This window comes from Escherichia sp. MOD1-EC5189, from assembly GCF_002966045.1.
Classification (GTDB): Bacteria; Pseudomonadota; Gammaproteobacteria; order Enterobacterales; family Enterobacteriaceae; genus Escherichia; species Escherichia coli_F.
In genome coordinates this window covers 66,510-92,692 of the sequence record NZ_PTRX01000012.1, presented here as the reverse complement: position 1 = coordinate 92,692, position 26,183 = coordinate 66,510, and the positions used below count along the sequence as shown (strand labels likewise).

The following is a 26,183-nucleotide window of genomic DNA, read 5'->3' as shown; positions in this document are numbered from 1 at the left end:
GCATTATGCAGCCTTTTTATTTTTTATTTGTTTTTCATCGCTAATAATAAGCCGGCGTAAACGCCTAATAAATTTGGTTCAATTTGTTCTACGTTTCCACGGATAACAAAATAACCTATAAAAGATAGTAAGATTATATAATATGCATTATATGGTGAGCGGTATTTATTCTGGACGCCATTTTTTATACACTCTTTCAATATTGCACAGTATAGCATCATAAGACTTACCAGCCCTAATAAACCAGTGCCAAACCAGATGAATAGCGCAAAATTATGTGGCCCTATCGATTGTCTAAAGGTCCATTGTGGATAATCAATGACTCGTTTATTATAGACATCTTTATATGCAACGTTACCGTAACCGTAACCAATAACAGGATTTTCTAATATTAGATCGAGTGCGCTGCCTTGAGTACCATTTGCATAACGATAAGAACTATTAGTTTGTTGAAGTTTATACGTTAGCTTTGCGGTCATCTCCTTATGTGTGAAAATAACCGATAATGCAATGATGGAAACCATTACTCCTACTAATAGTAACTTCCATTGTTTAAACATCAGAATCCATATTAATCCAATGACTAACACGGAAAGCCAGGCTCCTCTGGATAAAGTTCCTAATATCAGAAAAATAAAAATAACGCTTAGAACCGCAAAAGAAATGCGGTATTTTGCTGATTTGATAAGCCAGAGATTTAACAATGCAGGAAATAAAAAGACCATCGAGTCAGAAATGCTACGGTGTCTATAATCTGCAAATGGCATTACCCCTTGTTGATAGTCCTTATAATAGGCAATCAATTCAGAAAAACAACGTAAGCCCAACGCACTTATAAATGAGAAGAAAACGATTTTTTCGACATCTTCTCTTTTCTCGTCTCTCAATATGACCGGTATTGCTATTGTGCACAGTAAAGTATTCTCAATGATAGCTTTGAAAATTTCCTTCATGCTAGCACCTGCATCTGGGGATTGAAGAAGTGATAGCAATGCAGCAATAGTTAATATGGCAATACTACCAAAAAGACATGTTTTAAATAGTGAAAGATAGTGTTTTGGCCGTTTGCAGAGATAGACGATTGTCGTTATTGTCATAAGAATAACAATAAGATGTTTATACCTTGTAATCCCACCCAAAAAATAGGTGGTAATGAATAAGAATACGAGAGCTCTGTTCCAGTACGCTATCCAGTTTTTTTTCTCGAGAGAGAAAAATAATGTTGAGGTCATCTTATCTCCGATGTCAACTTATTGGTTATTATTTCAAGATTTAAATTTTGAAAAACGGTTTGAGCTGGCAAATCTGCAAGAGACATACTTGTAGAACGACACTCTACTTGATTCTTCCCATACCCACCAATTAATCCCGGATCGGTAGGTCCATAAACCGTGATATTGGGTCTATCCAGTGCCGCCGTTAAATGGCTTAACCCCGTATCCACCGACACCACAAATTTAGCCCCGGCCAGCACGCGGGCAACGCCTTCCAGACTCATCTTCGGCAATACGTCGACATAATCAAATCCTTCCGCCAGTCTTTTTGCCCGCTCTTCTTCATGCGGCGCGCCCCACGGAAGTTTAATGCGAATCCCTGAATCTGCCAGTAAACCAATCAATTCTCGCCAGTGTTCTTCCGGCCAGTGTTTATCATCTCGGGTTGTTGCATGAAGAAATACGGCATATTCGCCAGCATCTGTAGGCAGGTTCGTCAGGAAATGCTGCGCAATAGCATAATCGCCCTGAGTCTGCGGTTTGCTATAGCCCAGACTTTTGGCAAACAGTTCGCGGGTGCGTTCTACGGCGTGCTGCTGTTTTGCAATATGATGTTTACGATTGTAAAACAGGCTGGCTAAAGGTTCGCGAGCGGTTTGCCAGTCCATTCCATGCTTTACGCCATGCGCCAGACGCGTCACCAGCGCCGCGCTTTTTACCAGCCCCTGAGCGTCGATAATTGCGTCATAGTTCTCTGCTTGTAGCGCTTCACGAAATGCTTTCCGTTCAGCTTTTATGGGGGCCGAGAACCAGGCTTTACGCCAGCGACGTATTGCCACAGGAATAACTCGCTCAACGGCGGCGTGCCAGGAAGGAATTTGTGCGAACCCTTCTTCCACCACCCAGTCAAACTTAATCCCCGGGATTGCCTGCTGGGCATCAGTGAGTGCGGGCAACGTATGGAGAACATCGCCCATCGACGATGTTTTAACGATCAAAACCCGCATCCGTCAGGCTTCCTCTTGTAACAATAGCGCGTTGAGTTCTTCCAGTACGCGCTGGGGAGTAATGTCGATCAAGCTCTGGTGATAACCCTCCGCAGCATCACCTTTACGCACTTTGTGATAGCCGGTAATCAGGCGGATCACGCGCGCTTTATGGGATAGTGGCGGTGTGAAGTCCGGGCTACTCGGACCATACAGGGCAACCAAAGGACGATTGAGCGCCGCCGCAACGTGCATCAGGCCAGAATCGTTAGTGACAATGGCTTTACAGGCTGCAATCAGGATAACCGCTTGATCAAGCTGTGTTTCCCCCGCCAGGTTCCGGCACCATGCCTGCTGCTCGGTATTCAAAGCGGCAAGAATCTCATTGCCCGCTTCATGATCTTTCGCTGAGCCAAACAGAACCACCTGATAACCTTCATCAATCAGCTGCTTTGCCAGCTCCGCATAGTGGTAGTGTGGCCAGCGTTTTGCCGGACCAAACTCCGCCCCCGGGCAAAAACCAATCATCGGACGTTCTGATGAAAGCGAAAATTGATTACAGGTATATGATTTTTCACCTTCGCTCACCTGCAACTGCGGCCATAACAATGGCTGCGGCAGATCTTGTGCGGTACGCATAATGCCTTTGTCATAGGCCAGCGCGACATAGCGTTCCACCATTAGCGGCCAGGCTTCTTTATCGAGCACGCGTACATCGTTAAGTAAACCGTAGCGCATCTCGCCGCGCCAGCCGGTGCGATGAGGAATACCCGCGAAGAAAGGCACTAATGCGGACTTGAAGGAGTTGGGTAAGACGTAGGCGCGGTCGTAGCGCTTTTCACGCAGACTATGACCCAGTTTGCGGCGTTCGCCGATTTCCAGCGCTCCGTGACCGAGAGGCATAGGAATAGCTTCGTTAACTTCCGGCATCCGCGATAACAATGGACGGCACCATGCCGGTGCCATCACGTCGATTATCGCCTGGGGATAGCGCGCCTGGAGCGTGCGATAGAGACTTTGCGACATCATCATGTCGCCAACCCAAGACGGGCCGATCACCAGTATTTTCATGCAGAGCTCTTATGCGTCGCGATTCAGCCAGGCCATGTATTCCGTTACACCTTCAGCAACGGTTTTGAACGGTTTGTCGTAACCCGCCGCGCGCAGATTCGTCAGATCTGCCTGAGTGAACGCCTGATAGCGGCCTTTCAGTTTATCCGGGAACGGAATGTATTCGATCTGGCCTTTCTTGTGATAAGCAAGCGTAGCATCTGCTACTGCCTGGAAGGATTCTGCACGACCGGTGCCGAGGTTGAAGATGCCGGAAACGCCATTTTCCAGGAACCACAGATTCACATCAGCCACGTCGCCCACATAGACGAAGTCACGTTTGAAGTTCTCGCTACCTTCGAACAGCTTCGGTGATTCACCGTTGTTAAGCTGAGTGTTGAGATGGAAAGCAACGCTCGCCATGCTGCCTTTATGGCCTTCACGCGGTCCATAAACGTTGAAATAGCGGAAGCCAACAATCTGCGAGTTCGCTTCTGGCAGGATTTGGCGAACATATTCATCAAACAGGAATTTTGAGTAACCGTAGACGTTCAACGGTTTTTCGTACTCGCGGGATTCAATAAAGTCGGAGGTGCGACCGCCGTAAGTGGCCGCGGAAGAGGCATACAGGAACGGGATTTCGCGTTCCAGACAGTAGTGCAGCAGCTCTTTGGAGTATTGATAGTTGTTATCCATCATATACTTGCCATCCCACTCGGTGGTGGAAGAGCACGCGCCTTCGTGGAAAATCGCTTCGACATCGCCGAACTCTTCGCCAGCCATAATCTGGATCAGGAAGTCTTCCTTATCCATATAGTCCGCGATATCCAGATCGACCAGGTTCACAAACTTGGTGCCGTCTTTCAGGTTGTCCACCACCAGAATATCGGTGATGCCTTTATCATTCAGGGCCTTAACGATGTTGCTGCCGATAAAGCCCGCGCCGCCGGTAACGATGATCATAACTGTAACCTTCGAATTATGGAGTCAGAGACAATCTCAGACACGAATGTCTGTAATCATACCATCACATCCGAATCCCTTCAGCCCTTTACATAAAGATGCAAGGATGCTAATTGCAACAAACTAGTTTTAGTTTTAGCGAGTCCTTCATGGCGGATGTTGGTTTTGCACGTGAATAGTACTTTAGTATCAATATTCCGATGTTTGATAAATAACTGAAGCATTTGAATGGATAATATACAGTATACATTCTGTTAATATTTATGATATAATTCCATTTTTATATTAATGGTCTTATTAGTAATGAAATCATCCACCACAATTATCACTGCTTATTTTGACATTGGTAGAGGGGATTGGACTGCTAATAAAGGGTTCCGTGAAAAACTGGCACGCTCAGTAGACGTTTATTTCAGTTACTTTGAGCGTCTGGCCGCACTTGAAAATGAGATGATTATTTTCACTTCTGCCGATTTGAAACCAAAGGTAGAAGCTATTCGCAACGGAAAACCAACAACGGTTATCGTTATCGATATAAAAAAGAAATTTAGACATATCAGAAGTCGTATCGAAAAAATTCAAAAAGATAAGTCATTTACAAATAGACTTGAGCCTCGACAATTAAAAAATCCAGAGTACTGGTCGCCAGAATATGTATTGGTATGTAACCTTAAAGCCTATTTTGTAAATAAAGCTATCAACATGGGGTTAGTGAAAACACCTCTTGTAGCGTGGATAGATTTTGGTTATTGCCGCAAGCCAAATGTAACACGAGGCTTGAAAGTTTGGGATTTCCCATTTGATGAAAATAAGATGCATTTTTTTACTATAAAAAAAGGGCTTACTGTCACATCTCAACAGCAGGCTTTTGATTTCATGATTGGTAACCATGTATATATTATTGGCGGCGCAATTGTTGGTTCCCAGCATAAATGGAAAGAATTCTATAAACTGGTTCTGGAAAGCCAAAAAATAACACTAAACAATAACATTGTGGATGATGACCAGGGCATTTTTGTCATGTGCTATTACAAACGCCCCAATCTCTTCAACCTAAACTATCTGGGGAGAGGAAAATGGTTCGATTTGTTTCGCTGCTTCAGGAGTAACACTTTAGGGGCAAAAATGCAGGCGCTGAGAATTTTTCTTTCAAGAAAATAGGTTTCCCTCCATTAGTGGGTAGCGTTTTGATACCAAAAGAGATTGGAAAAATGATGCTCTGGCATCATTTTTTCTTTTTATATCAATGCAGTAAAATCACTCATCATTATGCCCAGCCAAAACTGTACAGTTTTTCTACTATCTGTAGGTGTTAAGAGACATCAAGATACACGTTATTTATCCTGAATTTTGCAGAAGTGTTAACGCGTCATCTCGTCGCAACCTATAAGTTTGGGTAATATGTGCTGGAATTTGCCCTGTCTGGAGAATCGCAATGCGTGGAGAATTTTATCAGCAGTTAACCAACGATCTGGAAACCGCAAGGGCGGAAGGGTTGTTTAAAGAAGAGCGCATTATTACGTCTGCGCAACAAGCAGACATCACTGTGGCTGATGGAAGCCACGTCATTAACTTTTGTGCCAATAACTATCTCGGACTGGCGAATCATCCGGATCTGATTGCGGCGGCAAAGGCGGGAATGGATTCTCACGGTTTCGGCATGGCTTCGGTGCGTTTTATTTGCGGCACTCAGGACAGCCATAAAGAGCTTGAACAAAAACTGGCGGCCTTCCTGGGGATGGAAGATGCGATTCTCTACTCTTCCTGCTTTGATGCTAACGGTGGCCTGTTCGAAACGCTGCTGGGCGCGGAAGACGCCATTATCTCCGACGCACTGAACCACGCGTCTATTATTGATGGTGTGCGTCTGTGTAAAGCTAAACGCTATCGCTATGCCAACAACGATATGCAGGAGCTTGAAGCTCGTCTGAAAGAAGCGCGTGAAGCCGGTGCGCGTCATGTGCTGATTGCCACCGATGGTGTGTTCTCGATGGACGGCGTGATTGCCAACCTGAAAGGTGTTTGCGATCTGGCAGATAAATACGATGCCCTGGTGATGGTAGACGACTCCCACGCCGTTGGTTTTGTCGGTGAAAATGGTCGTGGTTCCCATGAATACTGCGATGTGATGGGCCGGGTCGATATTATCACCGGCACGCTCGGTAAAGCGCTGGGCGGGGCGTCTGGTGGTTATACCGCGGCGCGCAAAGAAGTGGTTGAGTGGCTGCGCCAGCGTTCTCGTCCGTACCTGTTCTCCAACTCGTTGGCACCGGCCATTGTTGCCGCTTCCATCAAAGTGCTGGAGATGGTTGAAGCGGGTAGCGAGCTGCGTGACCGTCTGTGGGCGAACGCGCGTCAGTTCCGTGAGCAAATGTCGGCGGCGGGCTTTACCCTGGCGGGTGCCGATCACGCCATTATTCCGGTCATGCTTGGCGATGCTGTAGTGGCGCAAAAATTTGCACGTGAACTGCAAAAAGAGGGCATTTACGTCACCGGTTTCTTCTATCCGGTCGTTCCGAAAGGTCAGGCGCGTATTCGTACCCAGATGTCTGCGGCGCATACCCCTGAGCAAATTACGCGTGCGGTAGAAGCGTTCACGCGTATTGGTAAACAACTGGGCGTAATCGCCTGAGTGAGGATGTGAGATGAAAGCGTTATCCAAACTGAAAGCGGAAGAGGGCATCTGGATGACCGACGTTCCTGAACCGGAACTCGGACATAACGATCTGCTGATTAAAATCCGTAAAACAGCCATCTGCGGGACTGACGTTCACATCTATAACTGGGATGAGTGGTCGCAAAAAACCATCCCGGTGCCGATGGTTGTAGGCCATGAATATGTCGGTGAGGTGGTTGGCATCGGTCAGGAAGTGAAAGGCTTCAAGATCGGCGATCGCGTTTCTGGCGAAGGCCATATCACTTGTGGTCATTGCCGCAACTGTCGTGGTGGCCGTACCCATTTGTGCCGCAACACGATAGGCGTTGGTGTTAATCGCCCGGGCTGCTTCGCCGAATATCTGGTGATTCCGGCGTTCAACGCTTTCAAAATCCCCGACAATATCTCCGATGATCTGGCTTCCATTTTTGATCCCTTCGGTAACGCCGTGCATACCGCGCTGTCGTTTGATCTGGTGGGCGAGGATGTGCTGGTCTCTGGTGCAGGCCCGATTGGTATTATGGCGGCGGCGGTGGCGAAACACGTTGGTGCACGTAACGTGGTGATTACTGATGTTAACGAATACCGCCTTGAGTTGGCGCGTAAAATGGGTATCACCCGTGCGGTTAACGTCGCTAAAGAGAACCTCAATGATGTGATGGCAGAACTGGGCATGACCGAAGGCTTTGATGTCGGTCTGGAAATGTCCGGTGCGCCGCCAGCGTTTCGTACCATGCTCGACACCATGAACCACGGCGGTCGCATTGCGATGTTGGGTATTCCACCGTCTGATATGTCTATCGACTGGACCAAAGTGATCTTTAAGGGATTGTTCATTAAAGGTATTTACGGTCGTGAGATGTTTGAAACCTGGTACAAGATGGCGGCTCTGATTCAGTCTGGCCTCGATCTCTCGCCGATCATTACCCATCGTTTCTCTATCGATGATTTCCAGAAGGGCTTTGACGCTATGCGTTCGGGCCAGTCCGGGAAAGTTATTCTGAGCTGGGATTAACACGAACAAGGGCTGGAATACCAGCCCTTGAAGCTGATGGCAAACACAAAATTGCCTGATGCGCTACGCTTATCATGCCTACGCGGTTCCTGCAAAATATTAAATCTGCACAATTTGGTAGGCCGGATAAGGCGTTTACGCCGCATCCGGCATAAACAAAGCGCACTTGGTCTACAATCTGAAAATCCAAAATACCAGCCCTTTTATCTGAGGATAATCCGTTAAATATGTAAAATCCTGTCAGTGTAATAAAGAGTTCGTAATTGCGCTGATCTCTTATATAGCTGTTCTCATTATCTCTCTACCCTGAAGTGACTCTCTCACCTGTAAAAATAATATCTCACAGGCTTAATAGTTTCTTAATACAAAGCCTGTAAAACATCAGGATAACTTCAGAGGTCGTCGGTATTTATGATGAACAGCACCAATAAACTCAGTGTTATTATCCCGTTATATAATGCGGGAGATGATTTCCGTACTTGCATGGAATCTTTAATCGCGCAAACCTGGACTGCTCTGGAAATCATTATTATTAACGATGGTTCAACGGATAATTCTGTTGAAATAGCAAAGCATTACGCAGAAAACTATCCGCACGTTCGTTTGTTGCATCAGGCGAATGCTGGCGCATCGGTGGCGCGTAATCGTGGGATCGAGGTGGCGACGGGCAAATATGTCGCTTTTGTCGATGCTGACGATGAGGTCTATCCCACTATGTACGAAACGCTGATGACCATGGCGTTAGAGGACGACCTCGACGTGGCGCAGTGCAACGCTGACTGGTGTTTTCGTGAAACGGGAGAAACCTGGCAATCCATCCCCAGCGATCGCCTTCGCTCAACCGGCGTATTAACCGGCCCTGATTGGTTGCGGATGGGGCTTTCTTCCCGCCGTTGGACTCACGTTGTCTGGATGGGGGTTTATCGTCGTGATGTCATTGTTAAAAATAACATTAAATTTATTGCCGGATTACATCATCAGGATATTGTCTGGACAACAGAATTTATGTTTAACGCGCAACGCGTGCGATATACCGAGCAATCGTTATATAAATATTATTTGCATAATACGTCAGTGAGCCGATTGAATAGACAGGGAAATAAAAACCTTAATTATCAACGCCACTATATTAAGATTACCCGACTGTTGGAAAAGTTAAATCGCGATTACGCAGACAGAATAGTGATTTACCCGGAATTTCATCAACAAATAACTTACGAAGCATTACGTGTTTGCCATGCGGTACGTAAAGAGCCAGATATTATTACCCGCCAACGGATGATTGCTGAGATATTTACTTCCGGTATGTATAAGCGCCTGATTTCCAATGTACGCAGCATAAAGGTGGGTTATCAGGCGTTACTGTGGTCTTTCCGCTTATGGCAATGGCGCGACAAAACGCGGTCGCACCATCGCATTACGCGTAGCGCCTTTAATTTGCGCTAGCGTTAAGTTTTGCCGCTTCGGGCTGCTTGCCCCAGCCTTGCCACTGATGCTGGAAGTAAACGATCAGCGTGCTCTGGCTGATGCTTTCGCTTAATACTTCAAAGAAGCGATTAGCATAAACCGGTTCCAGCGGTTTCTTCGGTTTACACAGTTTCACGCCACGGAACGGATTATGCGGTGCATCAGGCACAGCGTTTTTCGGCGGTGTAGAAGTATCAACCTGCGGTTCATTCAGCAAGCTGCTGGCTTTCACCAGTGTAATGTCTGGCGGCAGGTTATAAACCATCTGTTGCAACACGCGTACCGTTGAAGGGTGAGGATGCCCAATGGCAATGGTCGAACCGTTGCGACGCGCCAGGTCAATTGCACGATTAAACTGCACACGGATGTCTGCTTCGTTCTGTGAATCGTCGAGGAACACCTTCCGTTTAATAACCTTCACGCCAGTGCCTTGCGCGGCGCGCATCGCCTGGGTATTACCGATGGTTACGCTGTCGAGGAAGTAAAGATTGTAACGCGCCAGTGCCTGCATCACTTTCTGCATACCAAACAGGTTAGAGGTCATCTTGCTACCCATGTGGTTGTTGATCCCCACGGCATAGGGCACGTTATTGACCGCACTACGAATAATGCGCTCAATTTCGTCGCTGCTCATCTCCGGGCGCAGCGTATTTTTCTCCAGCGGCTGTTTACTCAACGGTGCCATTGGCAGATGAATCAACACTTCGTGACCGCTGTTATGCGCTTTGGTCGCCATCTCTCTGGCGTGCGGTGAATCGGGTAATACAGCGACGGAGATAGCGGAGGGCATCGCCAGCACCTGGTTTTCGTTGTGCGGGCGATACCCAAAATCATCAATGACGATGGCAAGTTTGCCAGCAAGTACAGGGGAGGAGAGCGCCAACAGAGCGGCAAATGCAAGAACGTTACGACGAAATGGAAACAAAACTTATCTTCCCAACCACGGCTGTGGATTGACCGCCTGACCCTGGCGGCGAATTTCGAAATAGAGTGAAGGCCGACCCTGACCGCCACTGCTGCCCACCAGTGCAATTGGCTGGCCCGCGCGAACCTGCGAACCAACGCTCACCAGTGCGCTCTGATTATAGCCGTAAAGACTCATGTCGCCTTTACCATGCTCAACCACCACCACCAGACCGTAGCCTTGCAGCCAGTCAGCCAGAATCACCCGACCGTCGGCAATCGCTTTAACTTCAGTACCTTCAGAAGCACCAATCACCATCCCTTTCCAGCGCAGCTCACCCTGTAGCTGCTCGCCATAACGATGCAGCGTCGGCCCGCGAACCGGCCAGAATGCCTGACCACGCGGCGCGCCCAGGCCACCAGTTCGGGACATCAGCGATTTTTCGCTTTCGGTCGGTTTGTAGGTGGTGCCTTTGCGCGTCGCTTCTTTCTGACGGTCGCGAACCGCCTGGGCTTCGCGCGCCTCACGTTCAGCACGCGCTTTCGCTGCCGCTTCCGCACGGGCAATGCTGTTACGTAGACGAGATTCGTTGGCGCGCAGCTCGCTCAACTGTTGTTGACCTTGCTGGATGGAAGACTCTAGCCCAGCCAGCGTCTTTTTACGCTCGTTCAGCGCCTGGGTCAGCTTCGCCTGTTGGGCTCGCTGCTCATATAACAGTGTTTGTTGCTCGCTCTGTTTCTCTTCCAGCTCGGCGCGTTGCATAGCGACTTCTTCACGCGTTTGTTTCAACTGAGCAATGGTTTCTTGTCGCGCCTGGTTGAGATAACCGAAATAAGCCTGTAAACGCTGACCACGCTGGCTTTCTTCACCGCTAAGAATCAGCTGAATACCAGTATGCTCGCCCTGACGGAATGCGGCATCCAGTTGTGCGGCGAGGCTGCGTTCCTGAGCGGCTTTTTGCTGCTCCAGTTTGGCAATCGACGCGTTCATCTCGTCAATCTGTTTATTCAGTTGATTGAGTGTGTTTTGCGTTTCGCGCAGCTTGCGAGTGGCTTCAGAGATCGCTTCTTCCTGCTTTTTCAATTGTGCGAGCAGGCTTGCGCGTTGTTGTTGTTTTTGGCGTACCGCGCGCTCTTTCGCGGCGATATCGGCCTGAATAGATTTGAGTTGGTCGCGATCATCCGCGTGGGCGGAAAAGGCGCACAACAATACGCCAGCGCTAAGAACGCTGGCGTAGATGATGGGCCTGATTGCAAACCTGCGCGGTTTCACGGCCCGTGTCATGGTATTAATCGCCTTTCCCCTCATGGGGAGGGATTATTCCACGATGAACAGCGGCTTACCAGTCATCTCTTGCGGGATTTCCATACCCATCAGCGACAACATGGTCGGCGCGATGTCAGAAAGTTTGCCGCCTTCAACCGCTTTCACGTTCTTATCGCCAACGTAAATCAGCGGAACAGGCAGGTTGGTGTGCGCTGTGTGCGCCTGACCCGTTGCCGGATCGCGCATCTGTTCAGCGTTACCGTGGTCAGCGGTGATCAGCAGTTGTCCACCTACAGACTCAACCGCTTTCGCAACTTCATCCACGCAGTGATCCAGCGCTTCAACGGCTTTAACCGCTGCTTCCATCACCCCGGTGTGACCTACCATGTCGCCGTTAGGATAGTTACAGATGATAGTGTCGTATTTGCCGCTCTTGATGGCCGCAACCAGTTTTTCGGTCAGCTCTGCGGAGCTCATTTCTGGCTGCAGGTCGTAAGTTGCCACTTTCGGCGAGTTGATTAGAATGCGGTCTTCGCCTTTGAACGACTCTTCTACACCACCGTTAAAGAAGAAAGTGACGTGAGCATATTTTTCGGTTTCGGAAATACGCAGTTGAGTTTTGTCGTTTTTCGCCATCCACTCGCCGAAGGTGTTAACCAGAGAAGCTGGCGGGTAAGCAACCGCAGTTTTGATATCAGCGGCGTATTCGGTCAGCATCACGAAATCGATGTTAACCACTTTCTTACGCGCGAAGCCGTCGAAATCAGCGTTCACGAAAGCACGAGTGATTTCACGCGCGCGGTCAGCACGGAAGTTCATGAAAATCAGCGCATCGCCATCTTCCATTGCCGCGTCTGGCTGGCCTTCAGCACGGATAACGGTCGCTTTCACGAATTCGTCGTTTTCGTCGCGAGCATAAGCAGCCTGCAAACCGGCAACAGCGGTGTCGGCCTGGAATTCGCCCTGCGCCAGCGTCAGCAGGTCATACGCTTTTTCAACGCGATCCCAACGATTGTCGCGGTCCATTGCGTAGTAACGACCAATGATGGACGCTACGCGGCCTTTGCCCAGCGCGGCAAATTTCTCTTCGAATTTTTTCAGCGAGGATTCAGCACTGCGCGGCGGGGTGTCGCGACCGTCAAGGAATGCGTGCAGGTAGATTTTTTCTGCGCCGCGTTCAGCGGCCAGTTCTACCATCGCCATGATGTGATCTTCGTGGCTGTGTACGCCGCCTGCGGACAGCAGACCCATAATGTGTACTGCTTTGCCCGCATTTTTCGCTTTATCTACCGCACCAGTCAGCACCGGATTAGCGAAGAAAGCGCGATCTTTGATTTCAACGTCCAGACGAGTCAGGTCCTGATACACGATGCGGCCGGCACCCAAGTTAACGTGGCCTACTTCGGAGTTACCCATTTGACGGTCAGGCAGACCGACTTCCAGACCGGAAGCGTCGATCAGGGTATGCGGACGATTGGCCCACAGCGCATCCATTACCGGGGTTTTAGCACTAAAAATGGCGTTATCCTGCTGTTCTTCGCGATAGCCATAGCCATCCAGAATCACCAGTACCATAGGTTTTTTAGAAACCGACATTGCGACAACCTCATACTCAAGAGTCAAAATTTGCGTAATTTTACTACAGCTGAATCGATAAAATAGCCTCTGAAGATCAAAATATACGACCGCTCGCGGCAAGCCGATGCCAGATTTACGCTTTTTTTTCGTAGCGCCCCGCAAAATTGCATTCCAGTTAACGCGCTGGCTGTATTTGCCGCACCGCGCAGGTATACTCCTTTCCTGGTTTTTTTAATCACTACGTCGGGAGTTGTTACCCCCCATGCAAGAAATTATGCAATTTGTTGGCCGTCATCCCATACTGAGTATCGCCTGGATCGCGTTACTGGTGGCGGTTCTTGTGACTACGTTTAAGAGCCTGACCTCGAAAGTGAAGGTGATTACTCGTGGTGAAGCTACACGTCTGATCAACAAAGAAGACGCTGTGGTTGTGGATTTACGTCAGCGTGATGACTTCCGTAAAGGCCATATCGCAGGTTCTATCAATCTGTTGCCGAGCGAAATCAAAGCCAATAATGTTGGTGAGCTTGAGAAGCACAAAGACAAGCCGGTTATCGTGGTAGACGGTTCTGGCATGCAGTGCCAGGAGCCTGCAAACGCGCTGACGAAAGCAGGTTTTGCGCAAGTATTCGTGCTGAAAGAGGGCGTAGCTGGCTGGGCTGGCGAGAACTTGCCTCTGGTGCGCGGCAAATAATTTACCTGCCGTTTTTCATGCCGCAGGCGGTGAGCTGCAATTATGCCCCCAGTGACTTATTGATATAAGCTTCTGGGGACACTCCAATTTGTGCCACCCATGTAACATGAAATTACAGGGTAAAAAAACAGGAGCTAAGTTATGGCCAATGTTGAAATCTATACCAAAGAAACCTGCCCGTATTGCCATCGTGCGAAAGCACTGCTGAGCAGCAAGGGCGTGAGCTTCCAGGAACTGCCGATTGATGGCAATGCTGCCAAGCGTGAAGAGATGATCAAACGCAGCGGTCGCACCACGGTTCCGCAGATTTTTATTGACGCACAGCACATTGGCGGCTGTGATGACTTGTATGCATTGGATGCACGTGGTGGACTGGATCCCCTGCTGAAATAACGTGTGAACGTTGGCATTACATTGCGCAGTATTGAAGGACAACACTTAAGGGTTTTCGACACATGTCAGAACAAAACAACACTGAAATGACTTTCCAGATCCAACGTATTTATACCAAGGATATCTCTTTCGAAGCGCCGAATGCGCCGCACGTTTTCCAGAAAGATTGGCAGCCAGAAGTTAAACTTGATCTGGATACGGCATCTTCTCAACTGGCAGATGACGTTTACGAAGTGGTACTGCGTGTTACCGTAACGGCATCCCTGGGCGAAGAAACTGCGTTCCTGTGCGAAGTTCAGCAGGGCGGTATTTTCTCCATCGCGGGTATCGAAGGCACCCAGATGGCACATTGCCTGGGCGCGTACTGCCCGAACATTCTGTTCCCGTATGCTCGTGAGTGCATCACCAGCATGGTATCCCGCGGTACATTCCCGCAACTGAACCTTGCGCCGGTTAACTTCGATGCGCTGTTCATGAACTATTTGCAGCAGCAGGCTGGCGAAGGTACTGAAGAACATCAGGATGCCTGATGAACCAACGTAATGCTTCAATGACTGTGATCGGTGCCGGCTCGTACGGCACTGCTCTTGCCATCACCCTGGCAAGAAATGGCCACGAGGTTGTCCTCTGGGGCCATGACCCTGAACATATCGCAACGCTTGAACGCGACCGCTGTAACGCCGCGTTTCTCCCCGATGTGCCTTTTCCCGATACGCTCCATCTTGAAAGCGATCTCGCTACCGCACTGGCAGCCAGCCGTAATATTCTCGTCGTCGTACCCAGCCATGTCTTTGGGGAAGTGCTGCGCCAGATTAAACCGCTGATGCGTCCTGATGCGCGGCTGGTGTGGGCGACCAAAGGGCTGGAAGCGGAAACCGGACGTCTGTTACAGGACGTGGCGCGTGAGGCGTTAGGCGATCAAATTCCGCTGGCGGTTATCTCTGGCCCAACGTTTGCGAAAGAACTGGCGGCAGGTTTACCGACGGCCATTTCGCTGGCCTCTACCGACCAGACCTTTGCTGATGATCTCCAGCAACTGCTGCACTGCGGCAAAAGTTTCCGCGTTTACAGCAATCCGGATTTCATCGGTGTGCAGCTTGGCGGCGCGGTGAAAAACGTCATTGCCATTGGCGCGGGAATGTCCGACGGTATCGGTTTTGGTGCGAATGCGCGTACGGCGCTGATCACTCGAGGTCTGGCTGAAATGTCGCGTCTTGGCGCGGCGCTGGGGGCCGATCCTGCCACCTTTATGGGCATGGCGGGGCTGGGTGATCTGGTACTTACCTGTACCGACAACCAGTCGCGTAACCGCCGTTTTGGCATGATGCTCGGTCAGGGCATGGATGTACAAAGCGCGCAGGAGAAGATTGGTCAGGTGGTTGAAGGCTACCGCAATACGAAAGAAGTCCGCGAACTGGCACATCGCTTCGGCGTTGAAATGCCAATAACCGAGGAAATTTATCAAGTATTATATTGCGGAAAAAACGCGCGCGAGGCAGCATTGACGTTATTAGGTCGTGCACGCAAGGACGAGCGCAGTAGCCACTAAAACCAGGGAACCTTTGTTACCGCTATGACCCGGTCCGCGCAGAACGGGCCGGTCATTATCTCATCGTGTGGAGTAAGCAATGTCGTGTGAAGAACTGGAAATTGTCTGGAACAATATTAAAGCTGAAGCCAGAACGCTGGCGGACTGTGAACCAATGCTGGCCAGTTTTTACCACGCAACGCTACTCAAGCACGAAAACCTGGGCAGTGCACTGAGTTACATGTTGGCGAACAAGCTGTCATCGCCAATTATGCCTGCCATTGCTATCCGTGAAGTGGTGGAAGAAGCCTACGCCGCCGACCCGGAAATGATCGCTTCTGCGGCCTGTGATATTCAGGCAGTGCGTACCCGCGACCCGGCAGTCGATAAATACTCAACCCCATTGTTATATCTGAAAGGTTTTCACGCCTTGCAGGCCTATCGCATCGGTCACTGGCTGTGGAATCAGGGCCGTCGCGCGCTGGCTATTTTTCTGCAAAACCAGGTATCTGTGACGTTCCAGGTGGATATTCATCCGGCGGCAAAAATTGGTCGCGGTATCATGCTCGACCACGCGACGGGCATTGTGGTGGGTGAAACTGCGGTGATTGAAAATGACGTGTCGATTCTGCAATCCGTTACCCTTGGCGGTACGGGAAAATCTGGCGGCGACCGTCACCCGAAAATTCGTGAAGGCGTGATGATTGGCGCAGGTGCGAAAATTCTCGGCAATATTGAAGTTGGGCGCGGTGCGAAGATTGGCGCAGGTTCCGTGGTGCTGCAACCGGTGCCGCCACATACCACCGCCGCTGGCGTTCCGGCACGCATTGTCGGTAAACCAGACAGCGATAAGCCATCAATGGATATGGATCAACATTTCAACGGCATTAACCATACGTTTGAATATGGGGATGGGATCTGACGTCCTGTGATTGTGCCGGATGCGATGTAATCATCTATCCGGCATACAGTAACTAATCTCTCAACACCGCTCCCGGATACCCCAGCTGCCGCCAGGCTTCATACACCACGACCGACACCGCATTGGACAGGTTCATGCTGCGGCTGTCCGGCACCATTGGAATGCGAATTTTTTGTTCAGCGGGCAGGGCATCGAGAATGCTCGCGGGCAGGCCGCGTGTTTCCGGGCCAAACATCAGATAGTCGCCATCCTGATAACTTACGGCGCTGTGTGCGGGTGTGCCTTTCGTGGTGAGGGCAAACAGACGCTGGGGATTTTCTGCTTCCAGGAACGCAGCATAGTTATGATGACGCGTAACGGCGGTAAATTCGTGGTAGTCCAGTCCTGCGCGGCGCAGGCGCTTGTCGTCCCAGGCAAATCCCATCGGTTCGATGATATGCAGACGAAAGCCGGTATTAGCGCAAAGACGGATGATGTTGCCAGTATTTGGCGGAATTTCTGGTTCGTAAAGTACGATGTTTAGCATACTGCCCCCTTAGTGCGGGGGCAGGATAGCAGATATTCATCTAACTCTTAAGCCGCATTCCCTTTCGCCATCGGAGCCAGCGCCGCAGGCAACTCTTTACCCAGCCCTTGCACCAGCGAATCTTGCGTAATTTCGCTAATCGATTTCGCGCCAGTGAGCGTCATCGCCACTTTCATCTCTTTCTCTATCAGATTAAGCAGATTTGCCACGCCCGCCTGGCCCGCCGTTGCCAGCGCATACAGGAAAGCACGACCCAGCAGTACAGTATCGGCACCGAGCGCAATCATACGCACGACATCAAGCCCGTTACGAATGCCGCTATCTGCCAGAATGGCGATATCACCTTTCACCGCATCTGCAATAGCAGGCAACGCACGGGCAGAAGAGAGTACACCGTCCAGCTGGCGGCCACCGTGGTTAGAAACCACAATGCCATCTGCGCCAAAACGTACCGCATCACGCGCATCTTCTGGGTCGAGGATCCCTTTGATCACCATCGGGCCATCCCAGAAATCGCGGATCCACTCAAGGTCTTTCCATGAGATAGAAGGATCGAAGTTATTCCCCAGCCAGCCGATGTAATCTTCCTGTCCGGTCGGTTTGCCGAGATAAGTCGAGATATTACCGAGATCATGCGGACGACCATTCAGGCCCACATCCCACGCCCATTGCGGATGCGTTACCGCCTGCAAGTAGCGGCGCATTGCCGCGTTCGGGCCGCTCATACCCGAGTGTGCATCACGGTAGCGTGCGCCCGGCGTTGGCATATCTACGGTGAAAACCAGCGTCGAACAACCCGCGGCTTTTGCCCGTTCCAGTGCGTTACGCATAAAACCGCGATCGCGCAGTACGTAAAGCTGGAACCACATTGGGCGCTTGATGGTGGGGGCGACTTCTTCAATTGGGCAAACGGAAACCGTCGAGAGGGTAAACGGAATGCCATGCGCATCCGCCGCTTTTGCGGCCTGAACTTCGCCGCGTCGCGCATACATGCCGCACAAGCCCACTGGAGCCAGCGCTACTGGCATCGACAATTTCTCATTAAACAGCGTCGTTTCCAGGCTTAAGTCGGACATGTTTTTCAGAATTCGCTGGCGCAGCGCCACCTCTGACAAATCTTCCACGTTGCGGCGCAGGGTGTATTCAGAATATGCCCCCCCATCCATATAGTGGAACAGGAATGGCGGCAGAATGCGTTGTGCTGCGGCGCGATAATCGCTGGCTGCGGAAATAATCATGCGTTTTTCTCCCTCGAATTCTCATTATGGTCACCAGGCAGGCGGGTAATGCGTGCATGGCGAGCCTGATCTTCATCGAATCGTTTCATGGTGGTGTGAACAAAGCTAAGGTGCGCCATCATTGCTTTACGCGCCCGGTCAGCATCACCGGCAAAAATGGCGTCAATGACAGCCTGATGTTGTTCGGTCAGTTGTGAAAAAACCGGGGGCACCAGATACATCCGCTGACGGCTATGCTTCACTGAGGATTGCAGGACATCGAAGAAACCACGCATGGTTTGCAGCAACACAATGTTATGTGAGGCTTCGGCAATCGCCAGATGAAAACGAACGTCCGCTTGTGAGGCGAGATCCGGGTCTTCGCTGAGTGTTGCTTCAAAGCAAAGCTGAATTTTCTCTTTTTCGCCAGGCGTGGCGCGCATTGCTGCATGCCACGCTGTGCTGGCTTCTATGGCGTAGCGGGCTTCCAGAATATCGAAACTGTAATCCGGATCATCGGCCATCAGCGTTTTCAACGGCTGGACGATGTTTTGCTCCGACCATGTGTCATGACGCCAGCGAATAAACGTCCCGCCGCCGCGTCGACTGAGCAGCACACCTTCGCTCACCAGTTTCGCCAGCGCCTCGCGCAGTGAATTTCGCGATACGCCGAGTTGCATCGCCAGTTGACGTTCAGCGGGCAACTTCATGCCCGCCTCCAGGTTTTTTTCATCAATCAGCGCCCGCACACGATCGGCAACCTCGTCTGACAGGCGTCTGGGTAAAACAATCATTAAGGAATCATCCACGTTAAGACATAAGCCTGAAGCGTGGTGATCACGCCCACCATACAGGTGAAGATCAGGCTGTGTTTGACAGTAAAGCGGAACAAATCAGACTCTTTGCCCACCAGGCCAACCGCCGCACAGGCGATAGCGATAGATTGCGGCGAGATCATTTTGCCGGTGACACCACCGGTGGTGTTGGCAGCAACCAGCAACAGGTCAGAAACGCCAATTTGTTGTGCTGCAGTGGCTTGCAGCGCGGCGAACAGGGCGTTAGATGAGGTATCCGATCCGGTCAGGAAGACACCAAGCCAGCCGAGGAACGGCGAGAAGAAGGTGAATGCATGGCCGGTATGCGCCAGTGCCAGCGCCAGTGTTGATGACAGTCCGGAATAGTTCGAAATAAAGGCGAATGCCAGCACCATACCGATGGAGTAGATAGGCAGAGCCAGTTCTTTCAGCGTGCTGCCGAAGGTGCTGATAGCGTCAGATGGTTTCATCTTCAGCCAGACAATTGAGAGCAGGGCAGCAAAAAGAATGGCGGTACCGGTGGCAGAGAACCAGTCGAACTTAAACACGGCGGCATACGCTGTCGCTTCGCTGACCACTGGCGGCATACGGGCAACCAGTTTATCGAGGTACGGCACCGGAATATTGATCACCCACTCATACAGCGCGCCACCCGATGCGAACAGGGCTTTAAACGGCGGGATACTCCACAGTGTTACGGTAGCAGTCAGGAACAGGAACGGTGTCCAGGCACGTAATACCTGACCCGCGGTGTAACCGGTGTGGGCCAGCGTCATATCAACCTGTGACGCTCCCAAATCACCAAAACGGAATACGCGCACCGGCTGCCAGCGTTTGAGGAACAGTGTCAGGCAGAGCAGCGATACCAGCGAAGAGATAATGTCTGGCAGTTCCGGCCCAATGAAGTTAGAGCTGAGGTATTGAGCGATGGCAAACGAGCCGCCCGCAACCACGACCGCAGGCCAGGTTTCTTTGATACCGCGCCAGCCGTCCATAATCGCCATAATCCAGAACAGCACGATAATGGTCATAAACGGTAGCTGACGCCCCACCATCTGGCCAATCTCAAAGCTGTCGATGCCTGTTACCTGCCCGGCGACCAGAATCGGAATACCCATCGCACCAAATGCCACTGGCGCGGTGTTAACAATCAGGCACAGCCCGGCGGCGTACAGCGGTTTAAAGCCCAGGCCGACCAGCAATGCAGCGGTAATTGCTACCGGTGCGCCAAATCCTGCGGCTCCTTCGAGGAACGCGCCGAAACAGAAACCGACGATCAGCATTTGCAGGCGCTGGTCAGGGGTTATCGAAAGAATAGACGAGCGGATGATGTCAAACTGCCCGGTTTTCACCGAGATCTTATAGACGAACACCGCTGCAATAATGATCCACGCGATGGGCCACAAACCGTAGAAGAAGCCATAAACCACCGAGGCCAGCGCGTTAGCGACCGGCATTTTATAGAACAGCAAAGCCACGGCAAGGGCGATTGCCACCGTCCACGAGGCGGCGACGTATCCTTTCAGTTTGAGCTTAATCAGCGCAAAGAAGAAAAACAGGATGGGAAGCGATGCTATCAGGCTGGAAAGCCAGATATTCCCGGCGGGATCATAGTTTTGTTGCCAGAGATTCATTGCAGGTCTCCTGCAGTCCACACACGCCGCGTAATGAGTCTGTTGCTCATCTCCGTGTCACACGTTGTGTAAAAGTGGCACTGCCAATTGTGTTGTGTAGGGATAATGACAATGAATAGTTAACTAAATGTTATGTATTGGCAACATTGATGTGAGTTTTAATTGGGGAACTGTGAACCAGAGGTCAGATAAGCGAAGAATTGGTAGGGCCAATTTGGAGTGAGGGAGATGTCTGTAAAGAAAAGGGCAATTCCCATCAGAGAATTGCCCTCAGATTGTTGATCTGGTGCGCCTTATCTTGCCGGATGCGGCGTGAACGCCTTATCCGTCCTACAGGAATGTGCTGAATCATCCCGTAGGTCTGATAAGCGTAGCGCATCACGCAATTTGGCGTTTACCCATTCATTAATGAATCATTACCACTGAATACCGGCACCGAGTGCGGCGGAGTATTCACCCTGGCTATTGGTACTACCTTGTAATTTGTAGACCCAACGACCATTGGCGCTCACCATCGACACACCTAAAGCAACAGCCGATTCGCCGTTGTAAGTACCACCACCAATAGAGGCCATGCTGGCTCCCGGCGTGTAAGCCTGCGGCAGACCGGTCATTGCCATTGCGGAAGCGATACCACCGCTCAACTTGCTTTCGGTTTTGGACAGTTTGTTATCCATTTCAACCATGCGCTGATCGGTGTATTGCTTCGTTTCCTGCACACTTTGCTTCAACTGTGCATAGTTCACTGCGTCGTTGTTGTTCACGCCCGCAGAAACGTTGCTGATGCGAGTCGTACCGCCATTGCCGCCACCGAGAGTAATGTTGCTGTAGTCGATAGAGCCATCAGCTTTGGTGTCGTAGCGAACGCCACCTGCTTCGGAAGACTTCAGTTGCGAAACGTTAACCGCATCAGTGGCATTAACACCGGCAGCAACGTTGGTGATACGGCGCTGGTTGGTAGAAGAACCCACAGAGATTGTGTTTTCTTCGTTGGCCACGGAGCCTGTACCCAGAGCGACGCTGTTGTCAGCGGCAGCAATGGATCCAGAACCAATCGCCACACTGTCTTTACCCTGGGCGTTAGCATCTACGCCATCGGTGTTGGTCTTGAAGTACTTGGTGCTACCTGTGGTCACGATATCGCCAATACCGTTCTCGATATTGGTCACGCGAGTATCCAGATTCGTCACCTGATTGTTCAGGTTAGTAATGCTCTGGGTATTCTGGGAAACCTGCGCATCCGTTACTTTCAATTGACCCACGTTGACCGCATCGGTATCCGCCGAACCAGCCGCGACGTTGGTGATCTGACGTTGACCGTCTTCGCTACCTACGGAGAATTCACCCACAGAGTTCTGCGGTGCATCCATGTTGTAGGCGGTGTAGCCAGTTTGTGCGCCACGGGTAGTTTGAGAACCATTACCCATTGCAATGCTGTTTGCATGGTTTGCACGCGCGTTGCTACCGATAGCAATACCGTTAATCGCATCTGCCAGAACTAAAGTGTTCAGGCCGATACCAATACCTGCATTACCATTAACGATGGTTTTTGCGCCCATTGCCAGCGAGTCTTCACCGACTGCCAGTGAGTCTTCAGCCGTTGAGTTGGCGTGATAGTATTTGGTCGGCGTGGTGGCTACTGCACCAATCGCATTCTGCAACTGGCGAACCGTAACGGCATCATGGGCTTCAGAACCATCGGCAACATTGATGATTTGACGGTATTTACCTTCATCACCAATTGATAATGCGCCAAGCAGTTCACCGTCAGTTGTGTCATAACCAATCACAACACCTTCTTCCGATACGCTGGTGTCACGAGAACCTTTAACTATTACACGGCTGGAAACGGAACTGCTACCAAGAGCGATACCTGTATCAACGTCACTGTAGCTGTCCTGACCGATGGCCACGCTGCTATCGCCTTTGGCAACAGAGTTATAACCCATGGCCACGCTGCTATCACCTTTGGCCACAGAGTTATACCCCACAGCGGTAGAGCCAATACCTGCTGCGCTGGCATCGGTGAAGGTTAAACCGGTGTCATTGGTACGCACATAGTTAATACCTGCACCATTTTCTTCGATGTAGGTTTCACTGGTGTTACCGGCAAGCTGATTGATGACTTCGCTGTTCTGCTGGATCAGCATATTGGTGTTAAACAGCTGAGAACCGTTGATAGCATCGGTGCTACCTTCACCAATGTTACCATCAGCAACGTTTGTGATAATGCTGGCCTTGCCGTCATGACTGGCGTTGTAAGCCCCTTCGCCGTTATTGGCGGTCGCATCCCACAGCAGCGCGTTCTCATCAAGCGCATCCAGAGCGTCACCGACATTGTTGTACTCGGCATTCGCAATGGTGTAAGTCGGCGCAGTGATAGTACCGTCAGCGTTAACTTCTGCATCACCGCCCAGAGCATCAGCGATATATTTATTAGTGGTATAGAGTTGTGAGCCGTTAATCGCGTCGCTGCTGGTGGCAGAGATTGCACCATTTGCGACGTTAGTAATCTTACTGGCAGTGTTATCTACCCCACGACCGGCGCTGAATGCACCAGCACCGTCATTGGCTGTTGCATCCCAGAGCAGGGCGTCATCCAGCGTGGTATCGATCGCTTCCAGTGCGTCACCAACGTTGCTGTAACTGCCGCCAGCGATGGCATAAGTCGGTGCGGTGATACTGCCATCCGCATTCACCACAGCGTTCCCGCCCAGAGCATCGGCAATGTAGTCACTAACGCCATAAAGCTGTGAACCGTTAATAGCGTCGCTACTGGTGGACGAGACTGCACCGTTTGCAATATCAGTGATTACACTGGGATCATTATTAATGCCGTGTTTGGCGCTGAATTTGCCTGCGGTTGTATCCCAGAGCAGAGCATCACCGAGAGAATCACTAAATGAAGTGTTAATCGCAGCCAGAGCATCCCCGACGTTAGTGTAGTCAGTGCCGCCAATACTATAGGTTGGCCCGGTTAATACACCTGTATCGCTAATATCAGCACCACCACCCAGATACGACGTGAATGAATCAGCCAAACCGTAAAGTTGTGAGCCATTTATGGCGTCAGTGCTGTCAGAGGAGACTATGCCAGCTTGTACGTTGCTGATTTTGTTGGTGGCGTTAGTACCGTGTGCAGCGGTGAATGCGCCTGCGGCGTCGTCCCATTTCAGGGCATCTTCACCGAGGTTAGTCACCGTATCAGTCAGGTTAGTGATGTTGGTGGTGTTAGTTGCCACGTTATCGTTAGTGGTTTTCAACTGAGAACCGTTAACGGCGTCGGTGCTGGTGTCAGAGAGTTCGCCTGCGGTGACATTGGTGATTTTGTTGGTGGCGTTAGTGCCGTGTGCAGCGGTGAATGCGCCTGCGGCATCGTCCCATTTCAGGGCGTCTTCACCGAGGTTAGTCACCGTATCAGTCAGGTTAGTGATGTTGGTGGTGTTGGTTGCCACGTTATCGTTAGTGGTTTTCAACTGAGAACCGTTAACGGCGTCGGTGCTGGTGTCAGAGAGTTCGCCTGCGGTGACATTGGTGATTTTGTTGGTGGCGTTAGTGCCGTGTGCAGCGGTGAATGCGCCTGCGGCATCGTCCCATTTCAGGGCGTCTTCACCGAGGTTAGTCACCGTATCAGTCAGGTTAGTGATGTTGGTGGTGTTGGTTGCCACGTTATCGTTAGTGGTTTTCAGCTGAGAACCGTTGACGGCGTCGGTGCTGGTGTCAGAGAGCTCGCCAGCGGTGACGTTAGTGATTTTGTTGGTGGCGTTGGTGCCGTGTGCAGCGGTGAATGCGCCTGCGGCATCGTCCCATTTCAGGGCGTCTTCACTAAGGTCAGTCACCGTATCAGTCAGGTTAGTGATATTGGTGGTGTTAGTCGCCACGTTATCGTTAGTGGTTTTCAGCTGAGAACCATTAACGGCGTCGGTGCTGGTGTCAGAGAGCTCGCCAGCGGTGACGTTAGTGATTTTGCTGGTGGCATCTGTACCATGTGCCGCACTAAATCCCTTTTTGAGGGAGTCCCATTGTATCGTATTCGTGTTTAGATCCGCTAAGGCGTCGCCAACATTGCCATAAATACCATTTTTCAGTCTGTAATTTGGGGAAGTCACGACGCCCTGCGAATTGACGGTCGCTCCTCCACCAAGATTATCTGCTACTGACTTACTGATAGCATAAAGCTGTGATCCATTGATGGCATCAGTACTGTTATTGTCGATATCACCTTTTGCCATATTGACAATTTTTCGCTGAGCTGTTGTGTTACCCACGGAGACAGTATCCGCTTCAGTCGCGACAGAACCAGCACCCAGAGCAATTGAATTTTTACCTTGAGCAGTGGCCTGAGCACCAATTGCAATGCCATTTTCTAAACCGGCATAACTGCCTTGTCCAAGAGCAATGGCATTTGCCCCACCGGTAATACTCCCATTTCCCAGTGCGATTGCATTTACGCCGTCAGCTTTATTACCTTGACCGATGGCAATGGCGCCCGCAGCGATTGCCTGGCTTTGATTACCCAGAGCAATCGTGTTATCGGTATTTGCAATACTCCCGGAGCCCAACGCGATACTGTTAAGCCCATTTGCCTCCGCTTTAGTACCCACTGCCGTTGCATTTTCAGCGGCTTCGGTATCAGCGCCCATGGCAATCGCGTTTGCTGCGCTGGCGAGAGATTGTCTGCCTAAAGCGAGGCTGTCTGTGCCGTTAGCTGCACTATTTGCTCCCAGTGCCATAGAATATTCTTTCGAGGCATTGGCAGTGTCACCGAGGGCGATACTCATTATTCCTAAGGCTTTGCTCCCATGTCCTACTGCGATGGCTTTATCAGCACCTGTTTTCGCGCTATCACCTTGTGCAATAGAAAATTCGCCTATTGATTCCGCATAACGACCAAATGCGATTGAATAGTCACCTGTTGACGTTGTCGATGCGCCCATAGCGAGACTTCGCTGGCCTATTGAGGTGGTATTAATCCCGAACGCCATTGATGCTTCGCCAATCGAATGAGTCTTACCGCCGATGGCTGTTGACCATCTTCCCTCGGCGTTTGACTGATAACCCACTGCGGTACTGGAGCCACCACCGGTGTCTGTATAAGCATTTGCTCTTGCATCCTCACCGACAGCAACCCAGCCTGTTCCTGTACCCTGACCATAATCAACGCCACGACCAGTATCTTTCCCCACTAACTGTGCGGATGCGCTGAATGAAAACGCCAGGCTGTTGATACCAATCACCGTCGCCAGCATGAGCTTACTGCGCCCGCTCTTTTTCCCACGACTTTTCGCCGTTTCGCTGGCAACGCTATAGCTGCCCGTTGCCGGATTCCAGATAACTTTAAATATTTTGTTCATT

21 protein-coding genes are annotated in these 26,183 nt (G+C 50.7%); 9 read left to right on the top strand and 12 right to left on the bottom strand.

What is annotated here, in order from left to right:
* Positions 1-23: 23 nt before the first annotated feature.
* The 4 genes from rfaL to rfaD are packed head-to-tail and all read right to left on the bottom strand — an operon-like array spanning position 24 to position 4,213.
* Positions 24-1,232 carry an O-antigen ligase RfaL gene (gene rfaL / locus ATB02_RS12670; RefSeq protein WP_105271681.1) on the bottom strand — a complete coding sequence of 403 codons (1,209 nt, stop codon included), beginning with the start codon at positions 1,230-1,232 and terminating at the stop codon, positions 24-26.
* Complete coding sequence (gene rfaC / locus ATB02_RS12665; RefSeq protein WP_105271680.1) at positions 1,229-2,221, bottom strand: lipopolysaccharide heptosyltransferase RfaC; 993 nt, start codon at positions 2,219-2,221, stop codon at positions 1,229-1,231. The genes rfaL and rfaC overlap by 4 nt, the downstream gene beginning before the upstream one ends.
* A gap of 3 nt (positions 2,222-2,224) precedes the next feature.
* On the bottom strand, positions 2,225-3,271 hold the full coding sequence (gene rfaF / locus ATB02_RS12660) for an ADP-heptose--LPS heptosyltransferase RfaF (protein WP_000699228.1): 1,047 nt from the start codon (positions 3,269-3,271) through the stop codon (positions 2,225-2,227).
* 9 nt (positions 3,272-3,280) lie between these two features.
* The gene (gene rfaD / locus ATB02_RS12655; protein ID WP_000587750.1) at positions 3,281-4,213 is read right to left on the bottom strand and encodes an ADP-glyceromanno-heptose 6-epimerase; all 933 of its coding nucleotides are present in this window, start codon (positions 4,211-4,213) and stop codon (positions 3,281-3,283) included.
* Between the two features lie 303 nt (positions 4,214-4,516).
* On the opposite strand from rfaD, the gene yibB reads away from it, so the two are divergent.
* From yibB to waaH, 4 genes are all read left to right on the top strand, one after another.
* On the top strand, positions 4,517-5,374 hold the full coding sequence (gene yibB, locus ATB02_RS12650; RefSeq protein WP_000842814.1) for a protein YibB: 858 nt from the start codon (positions 4,517-4,519) through the stop codon (positions 5,372-5,374).
* A gap of 274 nt (positions 5,375-5,648) precedes the next feature.
* Entirely contained in the window at positions 5,649-6,845 is a 1,197-nt protein-coding gene (kbl, locus tag ATB02_RS12645; RefSeq protein WP_001213834.1) for a glycine C-acetyltransferase, read from the top strand.
* Between the two features lie 13 nt (positions 6,846-6,858).
* Positions 6,859-7,884, top strand: coding sequence for an L-threonine 3-dehydrogenase (tdh, locus tag ATB02_RS12640; RefSeq protein WP_000645982.1), 1,026 nt, complete (start codon positions 6,859-6,861; stop codon positions 7,882-7,884).
* 411 nt (positions 7,885-8,295) lie between these two features.
* Positions 8,296-9,330 (top strand): UDP-glucuronate:LPS(HepIII) glycosyltransferase, encoded by a 1,035-nt coding sequence (gene waaH / locus ATB02_RS12635; RefSeq protein ID WP_000982074.1) that lies wholly within the window; start codon positions 8,296-8,298, stop codon positions 9,328-9,330.
* On the opposite strand, the gene ATB02_RS12630 is transcribed toward waaH, so the two are convergent.
* The 3 genes from ATB02_RS12630 to gpmM are packed head-to-tail and all read right to left on the bottom strand — an operon-like array spanning position 9,317 to position 13,117.
* Positions 9,317-10,276, bottom strand: a complete 960-nt coding sequence (locus ATB02_RS12630; protein ID WP_000483841.1) for a divergent polysaccharide deacetylase family protein — start codon at positions 10,274-10,276, stop codon at positions 9,317-9,319. The genes waaH and ATB02_RS12630 overlap by 14 nt on opposite strands.
* A gap of 3 nt (positions 10,277-10,279) precedes the next feature.
* Positions 10,280-11,539 carry a murein hydrolase activator EnvC gene (envC, locus tag ATB02_RS12625; RefSeq protein WP_230146813.1) on the bottom strand — a complete coding sequence of 420 codons (1,260 nt, stop codon included), beginning with the start codon at positions 11,537-11,539 and terminating at the stop codon, positions 10,280-10,282.
* Between the two features lie 33 nt (positions 11,540-11,572).
* Positions 11,573-13,117 carry a 2,3-bisphosphoglycerate-independent phosphoglycerate mutase gene (gpmM, locus tag ATB02_RS12620; RefSeq protein WP_001353573.1) on the bottom strand — a complete coding sequence of 515 codons (1,545 nt, stop codon included), beginning with the start codon at positions 13,115-13,117 and terminating at the stop codon, positions 11,573-11,575.
* Positions 13,118-13,361: 244 nt separating this feature from the next.
* Here gpmM and ATB02_RS12610 point away from each other — a divergent pair, with 244 nt between their 5' ends.
* The 5 genes from ATB02_RS12610 to cysE all read left to right on the top strand — a co-directional run bounded on the left by ATB02_RS12610 (position 13,362) and on the right by cysE (position 16,636).
* A complete protein-coding gene (locus ATB02_RS12610; protein WP_001156181.1) occupies positions 13,362-13,793 on the top strand; it encodes a rhodanese-like domain-containing protein in 432 nt (143 codons plus the stop codon).
* Positions 13,794-13,934: 141 nt separating this feature from the next.
* On the top strand, positions 13,935-14,186 hold the full coding sequence (gene grxC, locus ATB02_RS12605; RefSeq protein ID WP_000024392.1) for a glutaredoxin 3: 252 nt from the start codon (positions 13,935-13,937) through the stop codon (positions 14,184-14,186).
* 62 nt (positions 14,187-14,248) lie between these two features.
* Positions 14,249-14,716: a protein-export chaperone SecB gene (gene secB, locus ATB02_RS12600; RefSeq protein ID WP_000003377.1), complete on the top strand. Its 468-nt coding sequence runs from the start codon at positions 14,249-14,251 to the stop codon at positions 14,714-14,716.
* Positions 14,716-15,735 (top strand): NAD(P)H-dependent glycerol-3-phosphate dehydrogenase, encoded by a 1,020-nt coding sequence (gene gpsA / locus ATB02_RS12595; RefSeq protein ID WP_001076194.1) that lies wholly within the window; start codon positions 14,716-14,718, stop codon positions 15,733-15,735. Before secB ends, gpsA begins: the two co-directional genes overlap by 1 nt.
* Positions 15,736-15,814: 79 nt before the next feature.
* Positions 15,815-16,636 (top strand): serine O-acetyltransferase, encoded by an 822-nt coding sequence (cysE, locus tag ATB02_RS12590; RefSeq protein ID WP_001277561.1) that lies wholly within the window; start codon positions 15,815-15,817, stop codon positions 16,634-16,636.
* Between the two features lie 52 nt (positions 16,637-16,688).
* Here cysE and trmL read toward each other — a convergent pair whose 3' ends face one another.
* From trmL to ATB02_RS12560, 5 genes are all read right to left on the bottom strand, one after another.
* Positions 16,689-17,162, bottom strand: coding sequence for a tRNA (uridine(34)/cytosine(34)/5-carboxymethylaminomethyluridine(34)-2'-O)-methyltransferase TrmL (gene trmL / locus ATB02_RS12585; RefSeq protein ID WP_000932361.1), 474 nt, complete (start codon positions 17,160-17,162; stop codon positions 16,689-16,691).
* 47 nt (positions 17,163-17,209) lie between these two features.
* Positions 17,210-18,400: a quinone-dependent L-lactate dehydrogenase gene (lldD, locus tag ATB02_RS12580; RefSeq protein WP_105271679.1), complete on the bottom strand. Its 1,191-nt coding sequence runs from the start codon at positions 18,398-18,400 to the stop codon at positions 17,210-17,212.
* Positions 18,397-19,173 carry a transcriptional regulator LldR gene (gene lldR / locus ATB02_RS12575; protein ID WP_105271678.1) on the bottom strand — a complete coding sequence of 259 codons (777 nt, stop codon included), beginning with the start codon at positions 19,171-19,173 and terminating at the stop codon, positions 18,397-18,399. The genes lldD and lldR overlap by 4 nt, the downstream gene beginning before the upstream one ends.
* Positions 19,173-20,828 (bottom strand): L-lactate permease, encoded by a 1,656-nt coding sequence (gene lldP / locus ATB02_RS12570; RefSeq protein WP_001297977.1) that lies wholly within the window; start codon positions 20,826-20,828, stop codon positions 19,173-19,175. Before lldP ends, lldR begins: the two co-directional genes overlap by 1 nt.
* Positions 20,829-21,244: 416 nt before the next feature.
* Positions 21,245-26,182: a YadA-like family protein gene (locus ATB02_RS12560; RefSeq protein ID WP_105271677.1), complete on the bottom strand. Its 4,938-nt coding sequence runs from the start codon at positions 26,180-26,182 to the stop codon at positions 21,245-21,247.
* Position 26,183: the final 1 nt, after the last annotated feature.